This is a genomic window from Mediterranea sp. An20, assembly GCF_002160055.1.
GTDB classification, from domain to species: Bacteria; Bacteroidota; Bacteroidia; order Bacteroidales; family Bacteroidaceae; genus Bacteroides; species Bacteroides avicola.
This window is the reverse complement of the sequence record NZ_NFJV01000041.1, coordinates 1-22,905: the sequence shown is the minus strand read 5'-3', so window position 1 is coordinate 22,905 and position 22,905 is coordinate 1. Positions and strand designations below refer to the sequence as shown.

The 22,905-nt window shown below is 50.3% G+C and carries 19 protein-coding genes; 13 read left to right on the top strand and 6 right to left on the bottom strand.

The window, feature by feature from the left end:
* From B5F34_RS17780 to B5F34_RS16045, 7 genes are all read left to right on the top strand, one after another.
* Nucleotides 1-214, top strand: a 214-nt coding sequence (locus tag B5F34_RS17780; protein ID WP_204245629.1) for a hypothetical protein, incomplete at its 5' end; no start/stop codon positions are given.
* A 702-nt stretch (nt 215-916) separates the two neighbouring features.
* Nucleotides 917-1,609, top strand: a complete 693-nt coding sequence (gene cmk, locus B5F34_RS16070; protein ID WP_087340797.1) for a (d)CMP kinase — start codon at nt 917-919, stop codon at nt 1,607-1,609.
* A gap of 21 nt (nt 1,610-1,630) precedes the next feature.
* Nucleotides 1,631-2,497 carry a 4-hydroxy-3-methylbut-2-enyl diphosphate reductase gene (locus B5F34_RS16065; protein ID WP_087340796.1) on the top strand — a complete coding sequence of 289 codons (867 nt, stop codon included), beginning with the start codon at nt 1,631-1,633 and terminating at the stop codon, nt 2,495-2,497.
* A 586-nt stretch (nt 2,498-3,083) separates the two neighbouring features.
* Entirely contained in the window at nt 3,084-4,064 is a 981-nt protein-coding gene (gene pfkA / locus B5F34_RS16060) for a 6-phosphofructokinase (RefSeq protein ID WP_087340795.1), read from the top strand.
* Between the two features lie 111 nt (nt 4,065-4,175).
* A complete protein-coding gene (locus B5F34_RS16055; RefSeq protein WP_087340794.1) occupies nt 4,176-4,739 on the top strand; it encodes a flavin reductase in 564 nt (187 codons plus the stop codon).
* Complete coding sequence (locus B5F34_RS16050; RefSeq protein WP_087340793.1) at nt 4,736-5,443, top strand: hypothetical protein; 708 nt, start codon at nt 4,736-4,738, stop codon at nt 5,441-5,443. The genes B5F34_RS16055 and B5F34_RS16050 overlap by 4 nt, the downstream gene beginning before the upstream one ends.
* 67 nt (nt 5,444-5,510) lie before the next feature.
* Nucleotides 5,511-6,827, top strand: a complete 1,317-nt coding sequence (locus B5F34_RS16045) for an anaerobic C4-dicarboxylate transporter (RefSeq protein ID WP_087340792.1) — start codon at nt 5,511-5,513, stop codon at nt 6,825-6,827.
* Between the two features lie 196 nt (nt 6,828-7,023).
* Here B5F34_RS16045 and B5F34_RS16040 read toward each other — a convergent pair whose 3' ends face one another.
* The 6 genes from B5F34_RS16040 to amrB form a co-directional block, all read right to left on the bottom strand.
* Nucleotides 7,024-9,318: a hypothetical protein gene (locus tag B5F34_RS16040; protein ID WP_087340791.1), complete on the bottom strand. Its 2,295-nt coding sequence runs from the start codon at nt 9,316-9,318 to the stop codon at nt 7,024-7,026.
* A 120-nt stretch (nt 9,319-9,438) separates the two neighbouring features.
* Complete coding sequence (locus B5F34_RS16035; RefSeq protein ID WP_087340790.1) at nt 9,439-10,350, bottom strand: hypothetical protein; 912 nt, start codon at nt 10,348-10,350, stop codon at nt 9,439-9,441.
* Between the two features lie 34 nt (nt 10,351-10,384).
* Nucleotides 10,385-12,622, bottom strand: a complete 2,238-nt coding sequence (locus tag B5F34_RS16030; protein ID WP_087340789.1) for a hypothetical protein — start codon at nt 12,620-12,622, stop codon at nt 10,385-10,387.
* On the bottom strand, nt 12,619-14,481 hold the full coding sequence (locus tag B5F34_RS16025) for a hypothetical protein (RefSeq protein ID WP_087340788.1): 1,863 nt from the start codon (nt 14,479-14,481) through the stop codon (nt 12,619-12,621). The genes B5F34_RS16030 and B5F34_RS16025 overlap by 4 nt, the downstream gene beginning before the upstream one ends.
* Before the next feature lie 193 nt (nt 14,482-14,674).
* Entirely contained in the window at nt 14,675-15,721 is a 1,047-nt protein-coding gene (gene amrS, locus B5F34_RS16020; RefSeq protein WP_239449014.1) for an AmmeMemoRadiSam system radical SAM enzyme, read from the bottom strand.
* Nucleotides 15,714-17,180, bottom strand: coding sequence for an AmmeMemoRadiSam system protein B (amrB, locus tag B5F34_RS16015; protein ID WP_239449013.1), 1,467 nt, complete (start codon nt 17,178-17,180; stop codon nt 15,714-15,716). The genes amrS and amrB overlap by 8 nt, the downstream gene beginning before the upstream one ends.
* A gap of 566 nt (nt 17,181-17,746) precedes the next feature.
* Here amrB and B5F34_RS16010 point away from each other — a divergent pair.
* The 6 genes from B5F34_RS16010 to B5F34_RS15985 all read left to right on the top strand — a co-directional run bounded on the left by B5F34_RS16010 (nt 17,747) and on the right by B5F34_RS15985 (nt 22,684).
* A complete protein-coding gene (locus B5F34_RS16010) occupies nt 17,747-18,595 on the top strand; it encodes an aldo/keto reductase (RefSeq protein ID WP_087340787.1) in 849 nt (282 codons plus the stop codon).
* Between the two features lie 146 nt (nt 18,596-18,741).
* Complete coding sequence (locus tag B5F34_RS16005; protein WP_239449012.1) at nt 18,742-19,689, top strand: aldo/keto reductase; 948 nt, start codon at nt 18,742-18,744, stop codon at nt 19,687-19,689.
* Between the two features lie 282 nt (nt 19,690-19,971).
* A complete protein-coding gene (locus B5F34_RS16000; RefSeq protein WP_087340786.1) occupies nt 19,972-20,976 on the top strand; it encodes an aminodeoxychorismate synthase component I in 1,005 nt (334 codons plus the stop codon).
* Nucleotides 20,960-21,550 carry an aminotransferase class IV family protein gene (locus B5F34_RS15995; protein ID WP_087340785.1) on the top strand — a complete coding sequence of 197 codons (591 nt, stop codon included), beginning with the start codon at nt 20,960-20,962 and terminating at the stop codon, nt 21,548-21,550. Before B5F34_RS16000 ends, B5F34_RS15995 begins: the two co-directional genes overlap by 17 nt.
* Before the next feature lie 108 nt (nt 21,551-21,658).
* On the top strand, nt 21,659-21,865 hold the full coding sequence (locus B5F34_RS15990; protein WP_140393022.1) for a hypothetical protein: 207 nt from the start codon (nt 21,659-21,661) through the stop codon (nt 21,863-21,865).
* A gap of 168 nt (nt 21,866-22,033) precedes the next feature.
* Nucleotides 22,034-22,684 (top strand): recombinase family protein, encoded by a 651-nt coding sequence (locus B5F34_RS15985; protein WP_087340783.1) that lies wholly within the window; start codon nt 22,034-22,036, stop codon nt 22,682-22,684.
* The last annotated feature ends 221 nt before the right edge of the window (nt 22,685-22,905 follow it).

Here is a 22,905-nt window from a genome sequence, read left to right as displayed (position 1 = left end):
CGAAACAAACCTTTCAAACAGCGACGCTCCCTTGCTGAAAGCGGGTGCAAAAGTACACCTTATTCCCACAAACACCAAATACTCACAAAGGTTTTTTCCGAAAATTATAAAAATATTTTGTAAATACACTGATAACAAGTTAGTTACAAGAACAAGGCAACTGGCGGGAGAACGGGAAGGGGGAAAGATGGACACATTATTATATAATATATAAGGGAGAAAAAGTGAAGAAGCAGATTCTGTAAGAGAGCAGCAAATTCTTTCTTATATATAAGCAATCGGCTTCGTATAGCTTAGCAATCGGCTTCGTATAGCTTACGAATTTACTTCCAAGGTATCGCTCAGAAGCCCCTCTCCCAGCCACACAATGTTTATAAGCAAGATAGAAAACATCCTAAAACAAGATACACCGCAAAAGGTCTCCTAACCAAGGCTCTTTCATCTGCTCCCGAAAGGCATCATATTGGAAGTGAAAAACCTTTTCGAAAGACTTCTGCTGCCTTAAAGAATAGTGCAAACTATCCCATCGGCATAAGTCATTCCGACCGACAGAATCTGGAATCACCTCTATCCGGCAAGAATCCATTCCACACTCCACCCTTACAGAATCGGCACGTCTACCTACCGATTGAGCTTTCCTCTGCTGTGCCCATACCAGAGAGCAGCAAATTCCACAAACAAAGCAAGTAATCAACCGTTTAGCACTCATATTCCTTTTTTTTGCAAAGATACGCTTTTCCTAACAAAAGCCTCTATCCCAACATGCAAAGTTTGTTAACTTACACAACCCGCAACCACCTTCAACCGTACATGCCTACCGGCAAGAAAATCCCGCCACACAGTAATCCGAAGAAAAATAATCCTCTAAGCCTGCAAATAGCAGATAAACCCCTATCTTTGTGCAAAAATTCAGTTTATGAAGAAAATAACCATTGCAATCGACGGCTTTTCCTCCTGCGGGAAAAGTACCATGGCTAAAGACCTGGCCAAAGAAATAGGCTACATATATATAGATAGTGGCGCCATGTACCGCGCCGTTACCCTTTATGCCCTTGAGAACGGACTGTTTGAAGGGAATGAACCGAATGCAGACCGCTTGGAAAAAGAGATGCCACACATCCACATTACTTTCCGCATAAATCCGGCAACCGGACGACCGGACACCTATCTGAACGGCGTCAACGTAGAAAACAGAATCCGCAACATGGAGGTATCCGCTCACGTCAGTCCTATTGCCGCTTTGCCATTTGTACGCCAGGCACTTGTGGCCCAACAACAGGAAATGGGCCGCGAGAAAGGCATCGTAATGGACGGACGTGACATCGGAACAACCGTGTTTCCCGACGCCGAACTGAAAATATTCGTCACCGCATCGCCCGAAATACGTGCCCAACGCCGTTATGATGAATTAAAGAACAAAGGACAGGAGGCTGATTATGAAAACATCCTGGAGAATGTGAAACAACGTGACTACATAGACCAGCACCGCGAAGTCAGCCCTCTGCGCCGTGCCGATGATGCTTTGCTGTTAGACAACAGCCACCTAAGCATTGCCCAACAAAAAGAATGGTTGCTGCAAGCATATTACCGGATATGTGAGAAAGCCTGAACGAATAGAAAACATAACAATATGGCAAACGTAGAAATTGACAAAAGCTCGGGCTTCTGCTTTGGCGTGGTGACAGCCATACACAAGGCAGAAGAGGAACTGGCTAAAGGAGGAACCCTTTACTGCCTGGGCGACATCGTACACAACAGCCGCGAGGTAGAACGCCTGAAAGCCATGGGACTCATCACAATCAACCACGAAGAATTCAGCCGCCTGCATCATGCTAAGGTGTTGCTGCGTGCCCACGGTGAGCCGCCTGAGACCTATGAAACAGCACGGAAGAACCAAATCGAAATCATCGATGCCACCTGCCCCGTGGTACTGCAATTGCAAAAACGCATCAAACAAGAGTACAACCGTACTGACGACCCGGAAAAGCAAATTGTCATTTATGGCAAAAGCGGACATGCCGAAGTATTAGGACTGGTAGGACAGACAGCAGGAAAAGCCATTGTCATAGAAAGTCTGGAAGAAGCCAAGCAACTTGACTTCAACAAAAGCATACGCCTGTACTCGCAAACCACTAAGTCACTCCATGAATTCCGTGAAATAGTGGAATATATCCAAGCCCATATCGCCCCCCATCTGACGTTCCAATATTACGACACCATCTGCCGGCAAGTGGCCAACCGCATCCCCAACATACGAGAATTTGCGGCTTCGCACGACCTGATATTCTTTGTCAGTGGGAAAAAAAGTTCCAATGGCAAAATGCTGTTCAGCGAATGCCTGAAAGTAAACCCGAACTCTCACCTCATAGACAATGTGGAAGAGATAGACCCAACTCTGATAGCCGGAACACGTTCCATCGGAGTATGCGGAGCCACCTCAACCCCCAAATGGCTGATGGAAGAAATCATGCAAGCCATTGAAACGAAAATCGGATGAATCTTTCCATCAGGGACGGATTACACGGATTTTCCAGATTTAGATTCTCATGCTTTCACACCTCCTAATATCCTGCATACCAATAGAATGCTGTGAAAGCAGCATCTTCGCACTTGACATGCAACGTACATGCACGAAGCAGAGTGTGAAGGATTTGCTTTCACAACAACTCATTTGCATACAATTGTTTACAAGCTCGTGAAGGTGTGAAGGATGTGTATGCCAACTTTTCTGTAGAAGAGATTCATCCTTCACCCAACACCAGGTTACATTGCTAAAATGCCATGTTACGCTGCTAAAATGCCATGTTACGCCGCTAAAGTGCCACTTTAGGTTGCTCAAAGGCTTGACTATATCAAGCCAGAGTCTGTTATATCCTGCCCAAGCCTATGGGGAAGGTTGAGCGCATGGATATTCTCCTGCCATTATGAGGAGTGTACAGACTACGTGATACGACATGACGAATAATAAAACAGCAAATTAATGCAAAATCTTGCCGAAGGCTTCAGCTTTTTCGTATCTTTGCAAAGTCGGAAAGACAAAAAAAGACGCAAGGATAATCACTAATTCTAAAATAAAATACATCATGGGAGCAGTAAAATGCATTGGTATTTTAACGTCGGGAGGTGACGCTCCCGGCATGAACGCCGCCATCCGCGCCGTAACACGCGCCGCTATCTACAACGGCCTGCAAGTAAAAGGGATCTACAGAGGTTACAAAGGACTGGTAACAGGAGAAATTAAAGAATTCAAAAGTCAGAACGTAAGTAATATCATCCAATTAGGAGGTACAATCCTGAAAACAGCCCGCTGCAAGGAATTCACTACCCCCGAAGGCCGGCAGCTGGCTTATGACAACATGAAGAAAGAAGGCATTGATGCCTTGGTTATCATTGGTGGAGATGGTTCGCTGACAGGTGCCCGCATTTTTGCCGAAGAATTTGACGTGCCCTGCATAGGATTGCCCGGCACCATTGACAACGACTTATACGGAACAGATACCACCATCGGCTACGACACAGCCCTTAACACCATTCTGGATGCAGTGGACAAGATTCGCGATACGGCCACCTCACACGAACGTCTGTTTTTCGTGGAAGTCATGGGGCGAGATGCCGGTTTCCTGGCATTGAACGGTGCCATTGCCTCAGGTGCCGAAGCTGCCATCATCCCTGAATTCAGCACCGAAGTCGACCAGTTGGAGGAATTCATCAAGAACGGTTTCCGCAAATCAAAGAACAGTAGTATCGTATTGGTAGCCGAGAGTGAACTGACAGGAGGAGCCATGCACTACGCCGAACGTGTAAAGAATGAATATCCGCAATATGATGTACGTGTAACCATTCTGGGACACTTGCAACGAGGTGGAAGTCCCACGGCACACGACCGCATTCTGGCCAGCCGATTGGGAGCAGCCGCCATTGACGCCATCATGGAAGGCCAACGTAACGTAATGATTGGCATTGACCACGATGAAGTGGTTTATGTACCGTTTATCAAAGCCATCAAGAAAGACAAACCCATCAAAAAAGAACTGGTCAACGTCCTGAGAGAGTTATCTATCTGACCTGGCAAAAATAATGAAATACGAAGAAAAGCATCCGTTAAGGGTGCTTTTTTTTCACACAAAAGCGTAACTTTGCAACAGCTTGTTTATTTTCAATAGGAGAATTATATCATGAGAAAAAATTTTGGAGCCAAACCATGGACCTATCCACAACCTGTGTTCATCATCGCTACTTACGACGAGAAAGGACACCCGGATGCCATGAATGCAGCCTGGGGCGGCATTGACTACGACGACCAAATCAACCTATGCCTCAGCGCAGGCCACAAAAGTGTAAAGAATCTGTTGGCCACCCGCGCCTTCACGGTAAGCATGGGTACTGTTGAACAACTCAAAGCCTGCGATTATGTAGGCATCGTATCTGGCAACAAAGAACCGGACAAGTTTGCTCATGCAGGCTTTCATGCCATCGCATCGGAATTCGTCAATGCTCCCCTCATTGCAGAACTGCCGATGGCCGTGGAGTGTGAACTATTATCTTACGACCCGGAAACGTGCCACCTGGTAGGAAAAATAATCAATGTCTCGGCCGATGAGAGCATTCTGGACGATAAAGGGAAAATAGACCCAGGCAAACTTCACGCCATCACTTTCGACCCTGTACACAATGCCTATCTGGCTGTGGGTGAAAAAGTGGGAAATGCCTTTAAAGACGGACTGGAGCTAAAGAAATGACTCTTTTTGAAGACAAAATACGCTGCGCGGAAGACATGGAGCAGCAAATCTTGCAATGGGGATTCCTGCCGTTCTTCCGCTGCGGCATTCCGGGATTCTCCATCGAAGAGCGCACCGCTGGGGAATATTGGTTTTCAAACGAAGAAGAAGGACCGTGGGAGTGGAAAGGACCGGTCATCCGCGAAGGACATTGCGCCTATGGCAAACTGTTCAATAAAAAAGCCGGCTATGTCAGCTTAGACTGGCTGCCACACCTGGCCAACTATCGCCGCTCACGTCATTATGCCAAAGACGAAGATACGGCGGCGTTGGACGATATTGTGCTGCAAACACTCATCAGCGAAGGAAGCGCAACGGTAAAAGAATTACGCCGGATGCTGGGTTTTACGCGAGGAAAACGACAACGGGAAGCTACAGACCTCGCAGATGTATGCCCTATCCATCAGAAAATATCATTGGATTCTATCCTCACCCGGCTCATGATGGGGTTGCACATTGTGATTGCCGACTTCGAATACTATACAGACCGGCACGGACACCCCTACGGATGGGGAGTAGCCCGCTACACGACCCCAGAAACTCTTTACGGACAACTACAAACTGTCGGATGTACTCCCGAAGAATCGCGCACGATGATAGAAAAACACTTAGAACAGCAACTGCCGCAAGCTGATAAGAAAAAAATAGCAAGCCTCATCGGCTGAAAATTTCAGGAATCTCGTCTTGTTTTATTACCTTTGTCCGCGAAACAAAATTGAAAACATTTACGAGATGCTTATACAGTTGCTTTTTGTCCTCACAGCCATTGTCATCGGTGCCCGTTTAGGAGGCATCGGACTGGGCGTCTTGGGCGGAGCCGGACTGGCCGTGCTGACTTTTGGTTTCGGACTGGCCCCTACCGCCCCCCCTATTGATGTAATGCTCATGATCGTTTCCGTCATTGCCGCCGCCAGCTGCATGCAGGCGGCAGGCGGACTGGACTTGATGGTAAAATGGGCTGAAAGACTTTTGCGGAAACATCCGCAACACATCACCCTGCTCAGCCCTCTGGTCACTTATCTCTTTACGTTCGTAGCTGGCACAGGCCATGTGGCCTATTCCGTACTGCCTGTCATAGCCGAAGTGGCCACAGAAACCAAAATCCGCCCGGAACGTCCACTGGCCATTGCAGTCATTGCCTCCCAACAAGCCATTACAGCCAGTCCTATCTCTGCGGCAACCGTAGCTCTGCTCAGTATGCTGGCAGGCTTCGGAATCTCACTGATGGATATTCTGATTATAGCCGTGCCCTGCACCTTGGCAGGTGTCCTGGCAGGAGCATTGTATTCGCTGCGCGTAGGAAAAGAACTGGAGAAAGACCCGGAATTTCTGCGCCGGGTAGAACGAGGAGAATTTAAGGCAGCATCCGGCACAACCCGCCAGGTATCCAATCAGCGGAAAGCCCTATGGGCAGTCATTCTCTTCCTGGCAGCCACGGCAGGCATTGTCCTCTTCGGTTCGGTGGAAAGTCTGCGTCCCGTTTTCACGACCTCCACAGGAGAAACGCCCATGCAGATGTCTCACATCATAGAAATTCTGATGCTGACCGCTGCTACCCTGATTCTGCTTGTTACCCGCACTGATGGCCTGAAAGCTGCCCAAGGTTCAGTGTTTCTGGCAGGCATGCAAGCCGTTGTGGCCATCTTCGGCATTGCATGGATGGGCGACACATTCATCAACGGAAACATGGCAGAACTGAAAGGCTCCATCGAGCAAATAGTTACCCAAATGCCCTGGCTCTTCGGCATTGCCTTGTTCGTTATGTCCATCCTGCTGTTCAGCCAGGCAGCCACTATCCGCGCTCTCTTGCCCTTAGGCATCAGCTTAGGCATATCGCCGTGGCTGCTGATAGCCTTGTTTCCGGCTGTCAACGGATATTTTTTCATTCCCAATTATCCTACCGTAGTGGCCGCCATCAACTTCGACCGTACCGGTAGCACACACATCGGCAAGTACATACTGAACCACTCGTTCATGATGCCCGGACTAATCGCTACGGGGGTATCCGTGGCATTGGGGTATGCGTTGGTAGCGACCTTCTACTTGTAAAAACGGGCCCATATAGCAGAGAACAACAGTAATCCATTGTCCTCCGCAAACTTCCAAACGATAAGGAACAAGATTTCAAGCAATAAAAAGCCTGCTTCTAAGCTACAAGAAGCAGGCTTTTTATATATTAGAGACAACTGTCTGCCTATCAATACGATACGCAGAGGCATACAAGCCGTGATGACATCAGGCACAATCACTCCACTCCATACACATACTCCACGGGAGACTTACGGAAACGCAAGACCCGCGTATCTTTGGCACTGCCGGCATTCTTATGCAGATACAGATTATCCATTCCCCCGGCTATGAACCAACCGGAACCTTCGGGCGAATGTACCCCCAAAAGCAGGTTGTTGTAATGGCCGTTGTGAAAGACGCCTTCGCTATCGTTCCATTGCGAAGCCGGTCCATACCACACAATAGGCTCCTGCTCCGGAAAATCGGGGCTTGACATGGCGATATATATCAGGTTGCTTACCGGTACGCTGCCTACCTGCACATCATTCCGCCTTTTCTGCACACGCTTCACCAGGCTGTGTCCTTCCCAAGGTGTACGCAGGGTATGGGTGCCGTTCCACATTACCCAGACATAATCCGTTGCGTCAAACAGCCGGTTATAATCATCCATCGAAGGAAGTTCATACCCCTCGGGCGACAAGGCATCGGCAGGCAAGCGGTTGATATGTACCGAGACCTGGTGGTTGTAACGGTCGAGCACAGCTTTTCCATCGCGGTCTACCACCTGCAAGCCCTCGCCGCTATCGCCCTGATACTCCCATTTCCAGAGATCGAAGAACTCGTTGGCAGTGCACGATTCAAGATATTGGAAGAGAGTTTGTCCCGCCTGGCGTGCCGGGTCGTCCGAAGAAAGAATCTGGTCGTCGAACGAACGGGAACGGCCACGTGCATTGTATTTGCACCACCAGATGCCATGAAACCAAATAACTGGCAGTCCATAGTTGCGGCGCGACACCGTATATTCCTCCCGGCCGGAGCCGTCGCGGTTGCGTATGACCAGCCTGACACTCTGCCTGCGTCCGTTGGCGGTAGGGTCATTGGGCTTCCAGCCTGCCAAGACCCGGTATGCATCCGTCTGACCGTCAACGGGAGCGAGTTTTATCCAGGGGTCTTCGTCAGCTTCGTATTCTGCCACCAGTTCCTTATCGGGAGGCAAGGTAAATACGGCCAGTTCATTGTCGATGTAACGGTCGAAGTCAAAATCATAATCACCGACAGTAAAATCTATCTTGCCCGAAATCCGGCTGGGATTGGCAGCCAGGCACAACGCAAGGACATCGTCCGGATATGCATGCTGCATTCCTTTACGCCGGAAGTGCAGAAGCACTTCGGAAGCAGGATAATTGGGCGGATAAAGGGATTTACGGATGCGGAAACGCTGAAGCCCGTTGAAAATGCCTTCACGCGGCAAAGGCTCGATGGCAAGCAAAGCGGAAGAAGAGAGCAATTCCAGTTCGTCGTTGCACGCCACGGCAAGCACCATTTCCGTAGGTCCGTAAGGCAGGAAGACAGTATCGGCCGATGCCGCGACTTCTACTCCGTCTGGCAATTCGGAGGCCGAGACATCAACACGCGGACGCTCCGTCAGGTCGGGATAAAGCGGTGTATCCATTCCCTGCCCCCAGTCTTCGACAGTCAATTCTGCCTCTACGTCCAGCACGTCTTTGCGCAAAATGATGGCATAGACCGTGTTTCTGCGCACCGTATCGGGAAGAGAGACATCAAAACGGTAATCCTGTCCGCCGATTACAGCCTGCAAGCTGACTGCCAAGTCTGGATTGACTTGCTCATAAGCGTAGCACACGCCTAAGGAGTCGCGCGTCAGCGGATTCTGAGCAGTGCAGATTATCCGGTCGGCTTTGGACACCTGTTCCGGAGAGCGTACCGTGGAACCAGGAAACAGGAAACCCTGCTGCGCTACCTTGCGTATGGCAAAATGCCTGACTTCGACTGTTTCTTCTGCCACTTTTATCCGGAAGTCAAAACGGGCCATACCTCGGGTCAGCGTCAAAGGCAGCGAAGATTGCCCCGAGGCAAAGTCTTCTTTATCCAGCTTTCCGGTAAAGAAGAGAGGTGCCTGCGGAGTATCGGCAGTCAGCAACGTCTGCAGCCAGTCGTCTTCCTGCGTCTGGTTTTCTGCGACAGACGGAGTTTCGTTGGCCACAACATAAAGGGTTCCTGCCGGCCGGCGGTCGAGTAAGAGTCGATAGGCTGAGTGCCCCGGTACCGCCGACGGATCGTAGACTTTCTTCAAAACACCGCCTTCAAAGAGATAAGCCTTCATCGACGTAATCTCCTCTTCAGCGGGAAGAGAGGCAGTCCCTCCTCCGGAAGCATGGTAAGGCGACCAGCCAATACGTACTTCCGATATATCTGCCGCCGGTGTTTCCACCTGCTCCCAAGATTCGGAACAAGCCGTGCAAAAACATAGCATAAAGAATAAGCCGATAGAATATATATAGGTTTTCATCTTAAATCTGTTATATTTTCCATAGGAACGGACAGTTTCTACTTGCCGTCCCCTAAACATTTAACATTCAGATTCCCAATATTACGGGCATGTACCCAGTACGATAATGCACAAGGTCGGTCAAAGACGGCCAGTCTGATGTTGGGCATCCAGTTCCGTATCATGCCCCGGCTCCCATTCATCAAAAGTCACATCCAAGCTGACGCTAATGTAGTCTTTGCGAACAATAATTTTATTTACCGTATTGCGCAAGACAGGTTCGGACAATCGCTTCGTCAACGTTTTTTCTTCTCCATCTATAACTGCCGTCACACTCACCTCCACCCCGTCGTTGGCCTGTCCGTAGGCATAGAACACGCCGGGGGTGTCCGTCGTAAGTGGTTGAGCAAACGTCACGGTGGTATCACGCCGCGTCACTCCGTCGGGCGAATGGACGTCTGGACGTGCAAACAGATGAGTCTCTCTGGCCACATTCTTCATTGTCAAACTCTTGACCTCTATAGTACCAGCCACTTGCATCTGCATGTCGAAGCGGGCCACTCCCCTTTTCAGCGAAAGAGGAAGCACTACTTGCGCCTTGTCCTGTCCCTCCAAATCCAGGCTACCGCTGAAGAAAGCCACTTCCTTGCCTTCCTTCAAGCCCACCACCGTCTTTTTCCACTCTTCTTCCGTCATGTTCTGCTCCTGCAAAGCCTTCAGGTCAATCACTCCTTCCGTATTGGCCAACACGTAAAGCGAGCCTTCATAGCGTGTCAGGGGCACGTCACATGACGAGCCGTCGAAGGACAAATTGCCGTAAACTTCTGCCATTGTCCCGTCTATGAACTGGCACGCTTGAACATTATTCACCTTATTCTCTCCTTCCATGGCTTCACCCTGCTGCTCGTAAGCTGCAATATTGGCCCGGACTACCGGATGAGCAGCCGGTTCGTTAACACCTGGGTGGTCCACATCGGTACAGGCAACTATTGCCAACATTCCACACCATACACTTCCTATCCATGCGACAGGTATACTTCTAAACTTCTTCATAGTCTTTGTTTTTCCATTCAACAATCTTTTTACTTTACTCATATATATATTCCACCGGTTTCTTCACACAGCGTATGACACGCGTTTTCTGGTTGTTGTGCGCCACGAACTTCAGCCAATTCTCGCCGGGTTTCTCCGTGTGGGCATATCCTTCCATCATCCAGGTGCGGGCAGCATCGCCCTGCGTGGCCAGCAACAGCGACATACGCGCAATGCTTCCCGGCTCGGTATTCCACTGATGCCCCAGACCGCAAAGCACCCAATGCGCGCCCTTATACTGGAAGTCGTAGAATGCAATGATACCATACGGATGACCTTCCAACGAAACATTGCGCTCGGTAATGGTCACGCTCAATTCCTCTCCCTCGGCATTACGATACGTATGCGTACCTTGTCCGCCAAGATTGAAATCATTGCTTCCTGCAAAGAAGGCATAATCTTCATAAGCAGGCACACGATAGCCGTCGGGAGCCATGTCTTCGGGAACCATCGTACCAAAATTGCCGGCCGATGCACGTATGCCTTCATAATAAAACGCCGTTCCGTTGTGTTTCAGCGGATAACCGTCTGGATAACCAGCCTGGTACTGATATCCCAACAACGCCAACAATTCCTCTTCCGAACATTGGTTCAAGTAAGCAGCCAAATCGGCATCCGGCGCAGGGTCCGCCCCGATAGGCACCTGGTCGCTGAAGTTCTTTACATTGCCACGCAGGTTATACTTACACCACCAGGTTCCATTGATATAGACCACAGGAAGCCCCCAATTACGGCGACGTATCGGATAAACCTCCCTGTTGCGTCCGTCTTCGTCCATGATAACCAGATGTCCCTCCTGCACACGTCCGTCTGCCTGCGGGTCATTTGGTTTCCAGCCACCCACTATTCGATAGACACCGTCATCGGGTACCAGCTTCATCCACTTCGAAACGTCTTCATCAAACTCCAACCGGGCAACCTTCCCCGGAGGCAGTGTCAGACGCCCCAACTCACCCTCCACGTATCGGTCAAAATCGCATACGCCTTGTGTATCCAAACGTATCAGCCCTTCCAACCGGACAGGACTTGGTTCGAACACCAGAACGACTCGCCCCGTACATACCTGTTGCCGATAAACGTCAAGATAGACAAAGGCTTCGCGTGTACCAGGCATTCGGGTTTCTGTCGATACAGCCACCTGTGCTATCTGCTGCATTCCCCTGCCAGACACAGGCTGCACAACGACTCCTTCAACCTGTCCGTCCACACTGACTTGGGTGCCGGCTTCACCCCGGATAACCAGACGCGACTCGGTACGCACATAAGGGATAAAGACGCTATCGCCAGACGTATTGACACGGACACCTTCAGACAAATCGGAGGCTTCCACATCTACCAGTCCTTTCAGCAAAGGAACAGATTCCACCTGCCCGCCAGACTCCCATCCGTCTTCCTCCAAATCCACCGACAGCGCCCCTCCCCGCCCATGTACCGACAAGGTATAAACCGTGTTGCGGCGGATCACCGCTGGCAAGGTAGCCGAGAGGCGATGCTGCGCTCCGTCAAAAGCCACGACCATCTCTACCTGAATATGCTGATTCGCCTGTTCGGGTAAATAAAGCAATGTCTCACGCCGAAGACTGAAGTCGGCATATTCTTGCTCAAACGCTTCGGTTGGAGCATCGGTAGGCGTGGTCACGACAGACTGCACATTCAGGTATCCTTCGCGATAAAAACCAGCCACTTTCACGTAGAGCACTTCCACGCCTTGCTCAAACGATGCCAAGTCTATCCGCGCCACACTCCGCTTCAACATAACCGAAGCATCATCAGACGAAGCAGTTTCCAAATCCATCCATCCACTCAGAGCCACATGTCCTTCTGGAGAGACCAAAGCACTGCGGTCCGCTCGCACCGATAAGAATTCTGCCTTCGTCGAACGCAAAGGCGAAAGGTGTTGCAAAGCTTCCACTTCCCCTGCATTGGCCAGGAAACAGAGTTCACCTTCTATACGTTGCGGATGAAAGACATAGGCTCCGTTACCATCAGACTGAAACACGGTGATAACCTCCTGCAGTACACCGTTCTCAAAACGGAATCCTTGCAGGGAACCGATATAAGCGTCGGGATGCGAGCCGTCGCTTTCCTGTTGGTTTTCCACTTCCAGCCGAGTAACAACAGTCCCGGCCGCATCTGCAAAATGGGACGATTCATCCACTGTACACCCCCCAACAAACAGCGCCCAAGCAACCAATACGGCAGCCATTACCGGATAAACAAGATTCTTTCTCATAGATACAAACAAGGATTTTTCTTACTATTCAGATAATCGGACGAATCGATGGGCATCTCTTGCAGATGGTCCACATAAAAACGGTTCATAAGTTCTTGCGCCCAGGGGCCGTAAGTAAAAGAACTATCATGACTATATCCCATCACGTGTCCCAACTCGTGAAACATGATTTCACAAGCATACGCATCAGCATAATGATTCAGCCAGGCACCCTGATAAGCACCGAACACATCGCCTCCTCCCAAGCCAAGTACACCGTTACCCGTATAAACCAATCCCACACGGATAGAACGTGCCTGACGCATTTGCCTGAGCACGGTCTCTGCCGTAACTTTGTCCGTCACTCCTCCATTGCCATAAAGACGATCTTCGTTGGCACGCAGTATCTCTTCATGCTGCGGCATATCTATCATATACGTAAAATTGAGAAAGAATGCCACCACCTCCCTACAATGCACCGGACGTATCCCCATCCAGTTACCGGCCGGCCCGCCATCGGGCTTGTCAGGGTCGCCGCCATAAAGGTTGAAAGAAATGTTCCAACCATGACGGATGGCCTGCAGCTTTTCCCAATAAGCATCAGCTGATGAGATTTCAAAGGTTGCTTCACTTGCCAGGTCGGCTTCCAGACAGGGCAAATTCAGCCACTTCCCTGAAACCGTGCGATACATACCTCCGGTAGAAAAGAGGGGAATTGGCGCATAGAAATCGGCAAAAGCAGGAATCGAATCAAAATAAGCCAGGTCAAGATATTCGTCGCTCACCGATGGAAAACGAGCGCGAATCAGTACCCCTTTCAAAGCACGGGGAGAATAAAAGCGTACATGCAGACGACCATCAGCAACAGCTTCGACTTGTAAGGGACGGGACGTATTGAACGACCGCTGACCGGCATCCGTGTACACCGCCTTCGGCTCTGCATCGTGCAAGATCTGTGCATGTTTCCCTTCATCATAAGCCTGCGTAGTGACAAACATCAACCCCGACTCATCGTCCGGATGGACTACCGGCGTATGAACCTGATGGATGTGGTTGCCAACTACCGGTTCCATTTCGAAGTCGAACGTCCGCTCCACCTCATTGCCTCGGTAATCGCGTGTCAGCACTGTAACTTCACCTTGCAACGGGACTCCATCCGAAACGGGAAGCAGACAGAAAGATGTATCAGAATCAAGAGACAAGGGAGACACCTTCAGCCTCGCTTCCCCCGAAAGTCCACCATCACCCGACAAAGCCGTGAAGAAAGAAGCTTCGCTCCAATCCACCGACTTATGCACCACAGCAGTACGGACATACGGATTCCGAAAAGCGAAAGAGAAATCCACCCGCCCCGCTAAGCGCTTCTGCCGAACCAGTGAAGGAGCCGACACCACCGTTTCCCAACCGTCTGCCCCCAGTTCCTTATGTACAGAAAAAGGGGTATTCGAATAAAAATAATCTGCTTGCAAAGGCCGCGACAAATGTTCGGGAAAGATCAGCCAAAGGTCTGACAAACTTTGCAGCTTCCGGATAGAGACCTCATCCTGTCGTTCATCACCCTTGATGCCCAACACCAACAAGGTGTACTCTCCTTCCTGTAATCCTTCGACTTGTATAGCCGAAGAGGAAGCATCATAAAATCCTTTTAAATTGGAAACCACACGACCAGCCTCATCTACCACATAAAATTCAACGCGGTCGTACATCTTACCCGTATTCTTCACACTTGCCTGCCGATTCAGCGTCTCTCCCTCATAGGCTGCGTCATGCAACCTGAAAACAATCCGGCTTTCTTCCATCTCGGAAGGATCCACCCATTCTTGCTGGCAAGCTGTGAGAATCAAACCACACAAAAAAACTATCAAAAAACTCTTTTTCATCTTATACTTGGTTGATTAAATAAATAGTCAATCAGTTGTAAGCCATTCGCCGGAACTCTTCTCGGGAATGGGCCTTACTAACACCAAGTATTTCTGCTTTGTTCAACCAACCTGCGAATTTTCAATCTATTAACAATATGACCGCTGAAAGTGGCGACACCTCACCTGCTATCAGCTTATCTGCCGTTTGTCTTTATAGGTCCGTGAAACGTCCTGAGATTCTTTCCCCACACCGGAAGCAGCGCCCATCAAACCCTTCGGTGTCTACCTGGTAGCCGATACGACGCACCAGCAGGGCACCACACTGAGGACAAACCGTATCTCCGCTTCCCGGAAAATCGACATTACCCAAATACACATACTTCAAACCGCACTCTTGAGCCACCTTCCGGGCATTTTGCAATGTCACGACAGGGGTAGGCGGTCTGTCCTGCATCCGATATTGCGGAAAGAAGCGGCTGAAATGAAGAGGATTATCGGCAAATCCCTGTTCGACGAGCCAAACACACATGTTACGAATCATCTCCTCATCGTCATTCACTCCAGGAATCAGCAAATTGGTTATCTCTACCCACACACCTGCCGCACGCATCTGCTGCAAGGTTCTCAGTACAGGAGCCAAATGTGCATGGCTGACAGAGCGGTAAATGTCATCAGAAAAAGACTTAAGGTCTACATTGGCGGCATCGATATACGGCAGCAAATCGTCCAAAGGCTTTTCATTCACATAGCCAGCAGTAACCAAAACGTTTTTCAGTCCTCTTTCCCGACAGGCCCTGGCGCAATCCCGCGTATATTCCAGGTAAGTAAGCGGCTCCGTGTACGTATATGCCACCACTGGACAAGCACACCGGGAAGCCCATCCTGCCACATCGTCGGGAAGCAGGAAACGCGATTCCACGTCAGCCGGTTCTGCCTGAGATACCGCCCAATTCTGACAATGCAGACAGGAAAGGTTACATCCGGCAGCTGCCAGCGAGAAGCAGTCTGTGCCAGGATAGAAATGGAACAACGGCTTTTTCTCTATCGGATCTACCTGACAGGCACACACTCTTCCGTATGCCTCCGACCATAAATAGCCGTCCCGGTTGCGACGACTCCGGCAACGGCCGGTTTTCCCTTCCCATATTCTGCACTCGTGCGGACAGAGATGGCAGGCTACCGCTTTCTGAGTCATCGCCTCATAATAGCCGGCTTCATGCCCGCCCGCAGCATCAGACCGATATTCCGTTTCATTCATGGAAGACCTCCGCTTCGTAGACATACAGTTCGGCATCTTTCCAGCCCTCCCAGCCCAAGCCGGCCTTGTCTCGCGCACAATGCCCCAGGAATTCTTCTTTCGTCCAATGGGTTTCCTCGGCCACCTGAGGAAGGAAAGTCCCTCTCCGGGTGCCTTTCACAATCAGAATGCCATGCCGTCCCAATTCAAACTCGCGGATAGAATAAATCCTCCTCAATGGCGAAAGCACAGAGATTTCTATTTGCACCTCCTCCAACTCCTCTTCCGTCAAAGGGCAGAAGCGGGGGTCTTCAAAGGCTGCCGCCCGTGCCATCCCGGCCACTGTGACATGCAACGGTTGCCGCCCCGTAAGACTACCGATGCAACCACGCAACTTTCCGTGCAGATGCAGGGTGACAAACGCGCCACAGTCCTTACGCAAACTGTCTGTTAATAAAGAAGAATCCGGCACAGACTGCCCTCTGCCTGTAAAACTACGGCTGATGCTCCGGCGGGCTATCTGAAGCAACGTCCGCTTTTCTTCCGGAGTCAGCACAAACGGCGTATCCGAACGGTATGAAGGTTCGGCCTCTGCCTCCCTGACCGCCGCAAAAGCATGATACCCCACCACCTGGTCGCGCCCCCCATAAGGCGAATCGCCGGAATTGCTATATGCCAGATGTTCCATGTGCAAACCAGAAGAATGCTGAATCAGCATTAGCAAAACCGCTATAGGTGCCTGCCCGCAAGCACTGGTCAGCAAGTGGGGAATCTGCCGGCCGGCATTTGTTTCAAGCGTTTTCAGAAACTGGTGTAAAGAAGCAGACAAGATGGCATCCTCCGTGGCCTTGTCTACAGACAAGGCATCGTCATAATCAGGATAATGAGAAAAATCACTACTGATGACAAACAGATTCTCTGCCGTAAAATAAGGCTGCAACGCTTCGGCCACACGACGAAGTTTTTCGATGTCCTGCGTCCCCACAACCACCGGTACTATAGACGGCATATCGTGAAGACGCTCCTGCAAGAATGGCAATTCCACCTCCAGACAATGTTCTTTCTCATGCGCCTTCGGCAGATAACAGAACACCTCATCCGATTTCAATAACTGCGTACAAATGTCTCCGGCCACACGTATCTCTCCCAAAGGAGTGACATAACTGCCGCATGCCCCGTCTACGGAAGCTCCATCGAAAGCGGCATGATGGCTGGGACCAAGCAGAAAAACATGGCGGTAGGAAGTTTCAGGTGCAATGCGGGCAAATGCCCGGGCTGCGACACGGCCGGAAAAGACATAACCGGCATGAGGGACAATCACCGCCTGCACACGGGACGATTTTTCATCCTTGGAAGCTTCTGCCAGTAATTTGGCCACCTCTGCCCTCAGTGTATCCGGTTCAGACGGATAAAAACGCCCGGCCACAGCAGGCATACGTCTTTCCGTATGCTCCTGAGAAAAAGATAGATGTGTATGCATAATCATTATTATTAATATTCCAACAACGGTTCTTATTTCCATCATATTCCATGCTATAAAGATGCAGACAAACTTGGCACAGCCGGAAGATTCTGCCATGCGTCATCCAAGCGTTTCTGGTCCGGTCGGCTGCCCGTGACAGTGAACTGTTGCCATACAAACACTTTGATGCCCTAAAGATAGTCTTTTTTTCTATACGATGACCACTCTTTCCACCCAAACGTACAAAAACAGGCGTTAAAAGACAGACGGACACAGCGGCGCTGACCTCCATAGCCGCAGCGTAACCTTTCGTACAACGAATAGAAGTCAGGACGAAGATGTCATTTCCTGCCTGATAGACAAGCGTTTGCTTCTTATATATAACAAGCTCAGTGCTTATCGCCTGGCAATTTACTGCTTATCGCTCGGCAGTTTCCTGCAAAAGGCCCGACAAGGCGTCTGCCTCCGTTCGGCCGTTCACTTTCGTCGAAATTGGTGCTACAATCCGTAATCTGTGTATGGACGGGCGACACGGTTCGCCCTATCTTTGCGATATCAGAAAACCAATTAAAATAGAAGCATATATGGAAACTGTAAAATTAAGAAACGGCGTAGAAATGCCACAGTTGGGTTACGGAGTATATCAGGTGTCACCGTCGGAATGCGAGCGGTGCGTAAGGGATGCCATCAGCGTAGGTTATCGGATGATAGATACGGCGCAGGCCTACTTCAACGAGCAGAATGTGGGCAATGCTATCCGTAGCTGCGGAGTGCCCCGCAATGAACTGTTCATCGTCACCAAAGTATGGATTTCCAATGCCGGATACGAGCGGGCGAAGGCCAGCATCGACGAGTCGCTCCGCAAACTTCAGACGGATTATATCGACTTGCTGCTCATCCACCAGCCTTTCAGTGATTATTACGGCACATGGCGGGCCATGGAGGAAGCCTACAAGGCAGGCAAACTGCGCGCCATAGGCGTGTCGAACTTCTATCCCGACCGTTTTATCGACTTGGCGGAGTTCAGCGAGATTCCTCCAATGGTGAACCAGGTGGAAACGCACGTGTTCAACCAGCAGATAGAGGCTCAGCAGATTATGCAGCAATATGGCACGCACATCATGGCGTGGGGACCGTTTGCCGAGGGACGCAACAACTTCTTCAGCAACGAGACACTGATTGCCGTCGGTGCCAAGTATAACAAGAGTGCGGCACAGACCGCCCTGCGCTACCTCCTCCAGCGCGGTGTCATCGTCATCCCGAAATCCGTCCGCAAGGAGCGCATGGAACAGAACATCGACGTGTTCGATTTCACGCTGAGCGACGAGGATATGCAGCGCATCCGCCAGTTAGACCTGGGACACAGTCTGTTCTTCTCGCACTACGACCCGCAGACGGTGAAGTGGCTTTGTGGTTATGGTAAGAGCAAATAAATAATGAATTCGCCTGGCAGGCGTACAGGTAGAATCGCACGTACTCGACGGCTGGCCCCACGGCTTCGGCGTGCGGGGAGAATGGACGACGTGGTTCGACCGTTTCTTACAGACAATTATGAAGCATTAATAAAATGACAGTCAGTATGAAGACATTCAAACAAATCCTGCTTGCCGCCGCTTTGTTGGTCGGCAGCACATGTACCCTCGGTGCACAAGAGAAAACAACTACAGCCGGCGTGCCCGTAGTCAAGTTGAACAACGGCGTGGAGATGCCCCGCTTTGGTCTCGGCACTTTCCTACAGCCCAGCGATGAAGTGTGCGAACAGTCGTGCCTCACCGCACTGAAAGCCGGTTACCGGCACATCGACACCGCCCATGCCTATCAGGATGAGGCTGGCGTAGGGCGTGCCGTCAAAGAAAGCGGCATACCTCGTGAAGAGATATGGATTACCAGCAAGCTCTGGCCCACGGAATACGGCGAAGGCAAGACATTGAAAGCCATCGACGAGATGCTGAAACGGATGCAACTGGATTACATTGACCTGCTCTATGTTCACCAGCCTGTGGGTGACTTTGTCGGGGCATGGAAAGACATGGAAAAGGCAGTGAAAATGGGCAAAGTGCGCGCCCTCGGCATCAGCAATTTCGATGCCAACGACGAGGTGTGGAACACCATCATGAAGGAAGCAACCATCAAGCCCCAAGTGCTCCAGATGGAATGCCACCCCTACGCCCAGCGTGTGGATATGCGCAAGAAAGCCGCAGCAGAAGGCATCCAGGTGGAATGCTGGTTTCCGTTGGGAGGTGCCATGAGCAACGGTGCCCTGTTCAAAGGCCCTGTGATAAAGAAAATCGCCGAAGCCCACGGCAAGACCCCGGCACAGGTCATCTTGCGCTGGCACATCCAAGAGGGCTTCTCCGTTATCCCCGGAGCTTCGAATCCTGATTACATCAAAGAGAACATCCAAATCTTCGACTTCGCCCTGACCGACGAGGAAATGCAGCAGATGCGCTCGCTCAACAAGGAGCAGCGCTTCTTCAACGCCACGCTGGAAGATGTAGAGAAGATGGTTGGTGGAGCAAGGCTGTAATGGCTTGACATACGTGAATGATATAGCATCTCTGTGGAGGCATGGGGATGCTTTTCTTTATACTACAGCCTTACTTTACTTCCCCCACAGTACAGCGGTCAATGAATTGGGAAGGCGACATCACAAGCAGGTCGAAGTCTTTAAAGCCCTTGGGGTCACGGGTGATGATGAATACTTTCATTTCGCCCACTCCTCCCACATCTTATCGGTTTCTTTTATTTGCGCCAAACACAAAAACGATTACTTTTGTCCCCCCGAAAATAGAACAAGCCATCAACCGATATGAGAACCATCGACCAATTATTCATCAACTCCACCCAGGCCGCCAGCCGGATGAACGAATGGGCACAGGCACGGAAAGCCTTTTTCTTTCTGACCGACTTCGAAGCCGGACAGTGTCTCGTGGAAACGACGGACAGTTTGCCGGTAAGGGAACTGCAATTCGAATTTCCGGACATCAGTCACAGGGAAAAACAGAAGCAGACGGAAATGCCTGAAGAGATACGCTGGGTCATGCACCCGGAATCGTTCGAAACCTACCGCCGGTCGTTCGACATCGTGCGGCGAAACATCCTTGCCGGAAATTCATTCCTGACCAACCTGACCTGCCTGACTCCCATAGAGACGAATCTTTCCCTCTTGCAGATTTTCGAACACGCAAGGGCACGATATAAGTTATGGATAAAAGACAAGTTTGTCGTGGCATCTCCCGAAACGTTTGTGCGCATCCACAACGGCTACATCTACGCTTATCCCATGAAAGGGACCATCGACGCCAGCCTGCCCGATGCCGACAAACAACTGCTGAATGACCCGAAGGAAACGGCTGAGCACGCCACAATAACCGACCTGATACGCAATGACCTGAGCCGCTTTTCGCAAGAAGTGACGGTGACACGCTTCCGGTATCTGGACAAACTCCGTACGCACCGGGGAGCCTTGTGGCAAATGAGTTCGGAAATACGCGGACGGCTTCCGGGCAATTACAGGGAACTATTGGGAACCCTGCTGTTCGGCATGCTTCCCGCAGGCTCCATTTCCGGTGCCCCCAAGAAGAAGACGGTCGAGATAATCCGGGAAGCGGAAAACTACCGGCGGGGATTCTATACCGGCGTGATGGGGTATTTCGACGGGACAAACTTGGACAGTGCCGTGATGATTCGCTTCATCGAACAGGGAACAGACGGGACGCTGGCTTTCAAGAGCGGAGGGGGCATTACCTTCCAAAGCGATGCACGCAGTGAATATGAAGAAATGAAACAGAAAGTTTATGTGCCGATTTATTGAAACCATTTGCCTGGAAGCGGGGGAAGCACGTCATCTCTCCCGCCACGACTTCCGGATGAACGCCACCCGTAAGGAGTTCTTCGGCAACGTGCCGGACGTGCAACTGAAGGATTACATCGTCCCGCCGCAAACAGACGGAGGGCGCATCCGTTGCCGCGTAACCTATGCACAGGACATTCTGGACATCGAATATTTCCCCTACCGGATACGTCCCGTCCATACCCTGAAACTGATAGAGGGCAGCACGGCCGACTATCGGTACAAGTATGCCGACCGTTCGACTTTGGATTCCCTGTTTGCGCAGCGAGGGAAAGCAGATGATATACTGATTGTCCGGAACGGTCTTTTGACAGACACCTCCATTGCCAACATCGCCCTTTGGGACGGCCTGCACTGGTACACTCCTGCCCATCCGTTGCTGAAGGGAACCCACAGAGCCCGATTGCTGGACGAAGGAATCCTGACCGAGCGGGACATTCCCGTAGAAGAAATAAAGCAATATCAGAAAATATGCCTGTTCAATGCCATGCTTCATTTCGGGGAAATGGAACTGCCCTGCACGCAAATAGAATAAGCCGGGCGATGGCCTTCCGTTGATATGGGTATACCAATCCGTAATCCGTGTATCGACATACTCCGCTACCTGCCTTAATTTTGTTTTGTCAAAATTACGATGCTTGATATGAAAGAAAAAATCATGCGTTTCTTTAAGATGTGGACATTGCCGCTCGGCATGTTTGCCGGGATGGGCGTCTACTTGATGTTTCACTACATCTCGTGGCTCAGTCCGCTCAAAGTGCTGGCAGGCGGAGCGGAAGACTACATCCTGCCGGCGATGGTGTTCATCCAATTGAAACCTTTAATAATCCCCTCCAAAAGTAGCGACTAAATAGGGATATTCTTCCTCGTCTTTTATCAGGTGGCATAGTGCCGGGCCGGTCTTAATCCGGGTTAGCTCATTCTTGACAATCTGCCGGACTTCCTGCCGAATACGGTCATAGTTGGCTGTACTTGCTTATTCCTTTATTATCATATATTACCCCAAAAGCAATGCAATATGATAATAGCGTATTTAAGAGTCAGTACGGGCAAGCAGTTCTTGTCCAATCAGCAGGAGGAAATACGGCGGTATGCCGAAAACAAGAATTTAGTAATAGACCGGTGGGTAACGGAAGTAGCCAGCGGAAGCCGAAAAGGAAACGACCGCAAGCTGGGTACATTGTTGAAACAGATGAAGCGGGGCGACACGCTCATCGTCACAGAAGTATCGCGCCTAAGCCGCACGCTCACCGACATCATGGGCATCATGGGGCTTTGCCTGGAGAAAGGCATCAACTTGTACACCACCAAAGAAGGGTATTCGTTCGATAACTCCATCAACAGTAAAGTACTTTGTTTCGCCTTCGGACTGGTGGCAGAGATAGAACGCAACCTCATTTCGCTGCGTACCCGTGAAGCACTTGCCCTACGGAAAGCCGAGGGCGTCGCATTGGGACGGAAAGCGGGCAGCTACACCAAGCGGAACATACTGGTAGACAATGCCGCACAAATTGTCAGAATGCTCAGGCAAGATAAATCGGTGGCAGACATCTGCTGTCATTTTCAGGTTTCAAGAGACACCTTTGCCAAATTCAGGAAAGAGCATCCCGAAGTGCAGAAGGCATTGAACGCAAAAGAAAAGAGGAGGAAAAACAGAAAGAAGAACTAATGGCTGGTTAACCGTTCGTTTTCGGCGGCAAAGGTAAACATAAAAAATCAATTGACAAACATTTTCCTGATAAAATAGTGTCATTGTGTTATTTACAATCTTTAAAAGGAATAACCTAAGTATTTTACACCTTTGACATAGGAGACTGTTGTCTTTTCTCTGTTTACTCTCAGATGAAGCTTACCTTCTATAAATCGGATAATGGACTCTTTGGTTTGTTC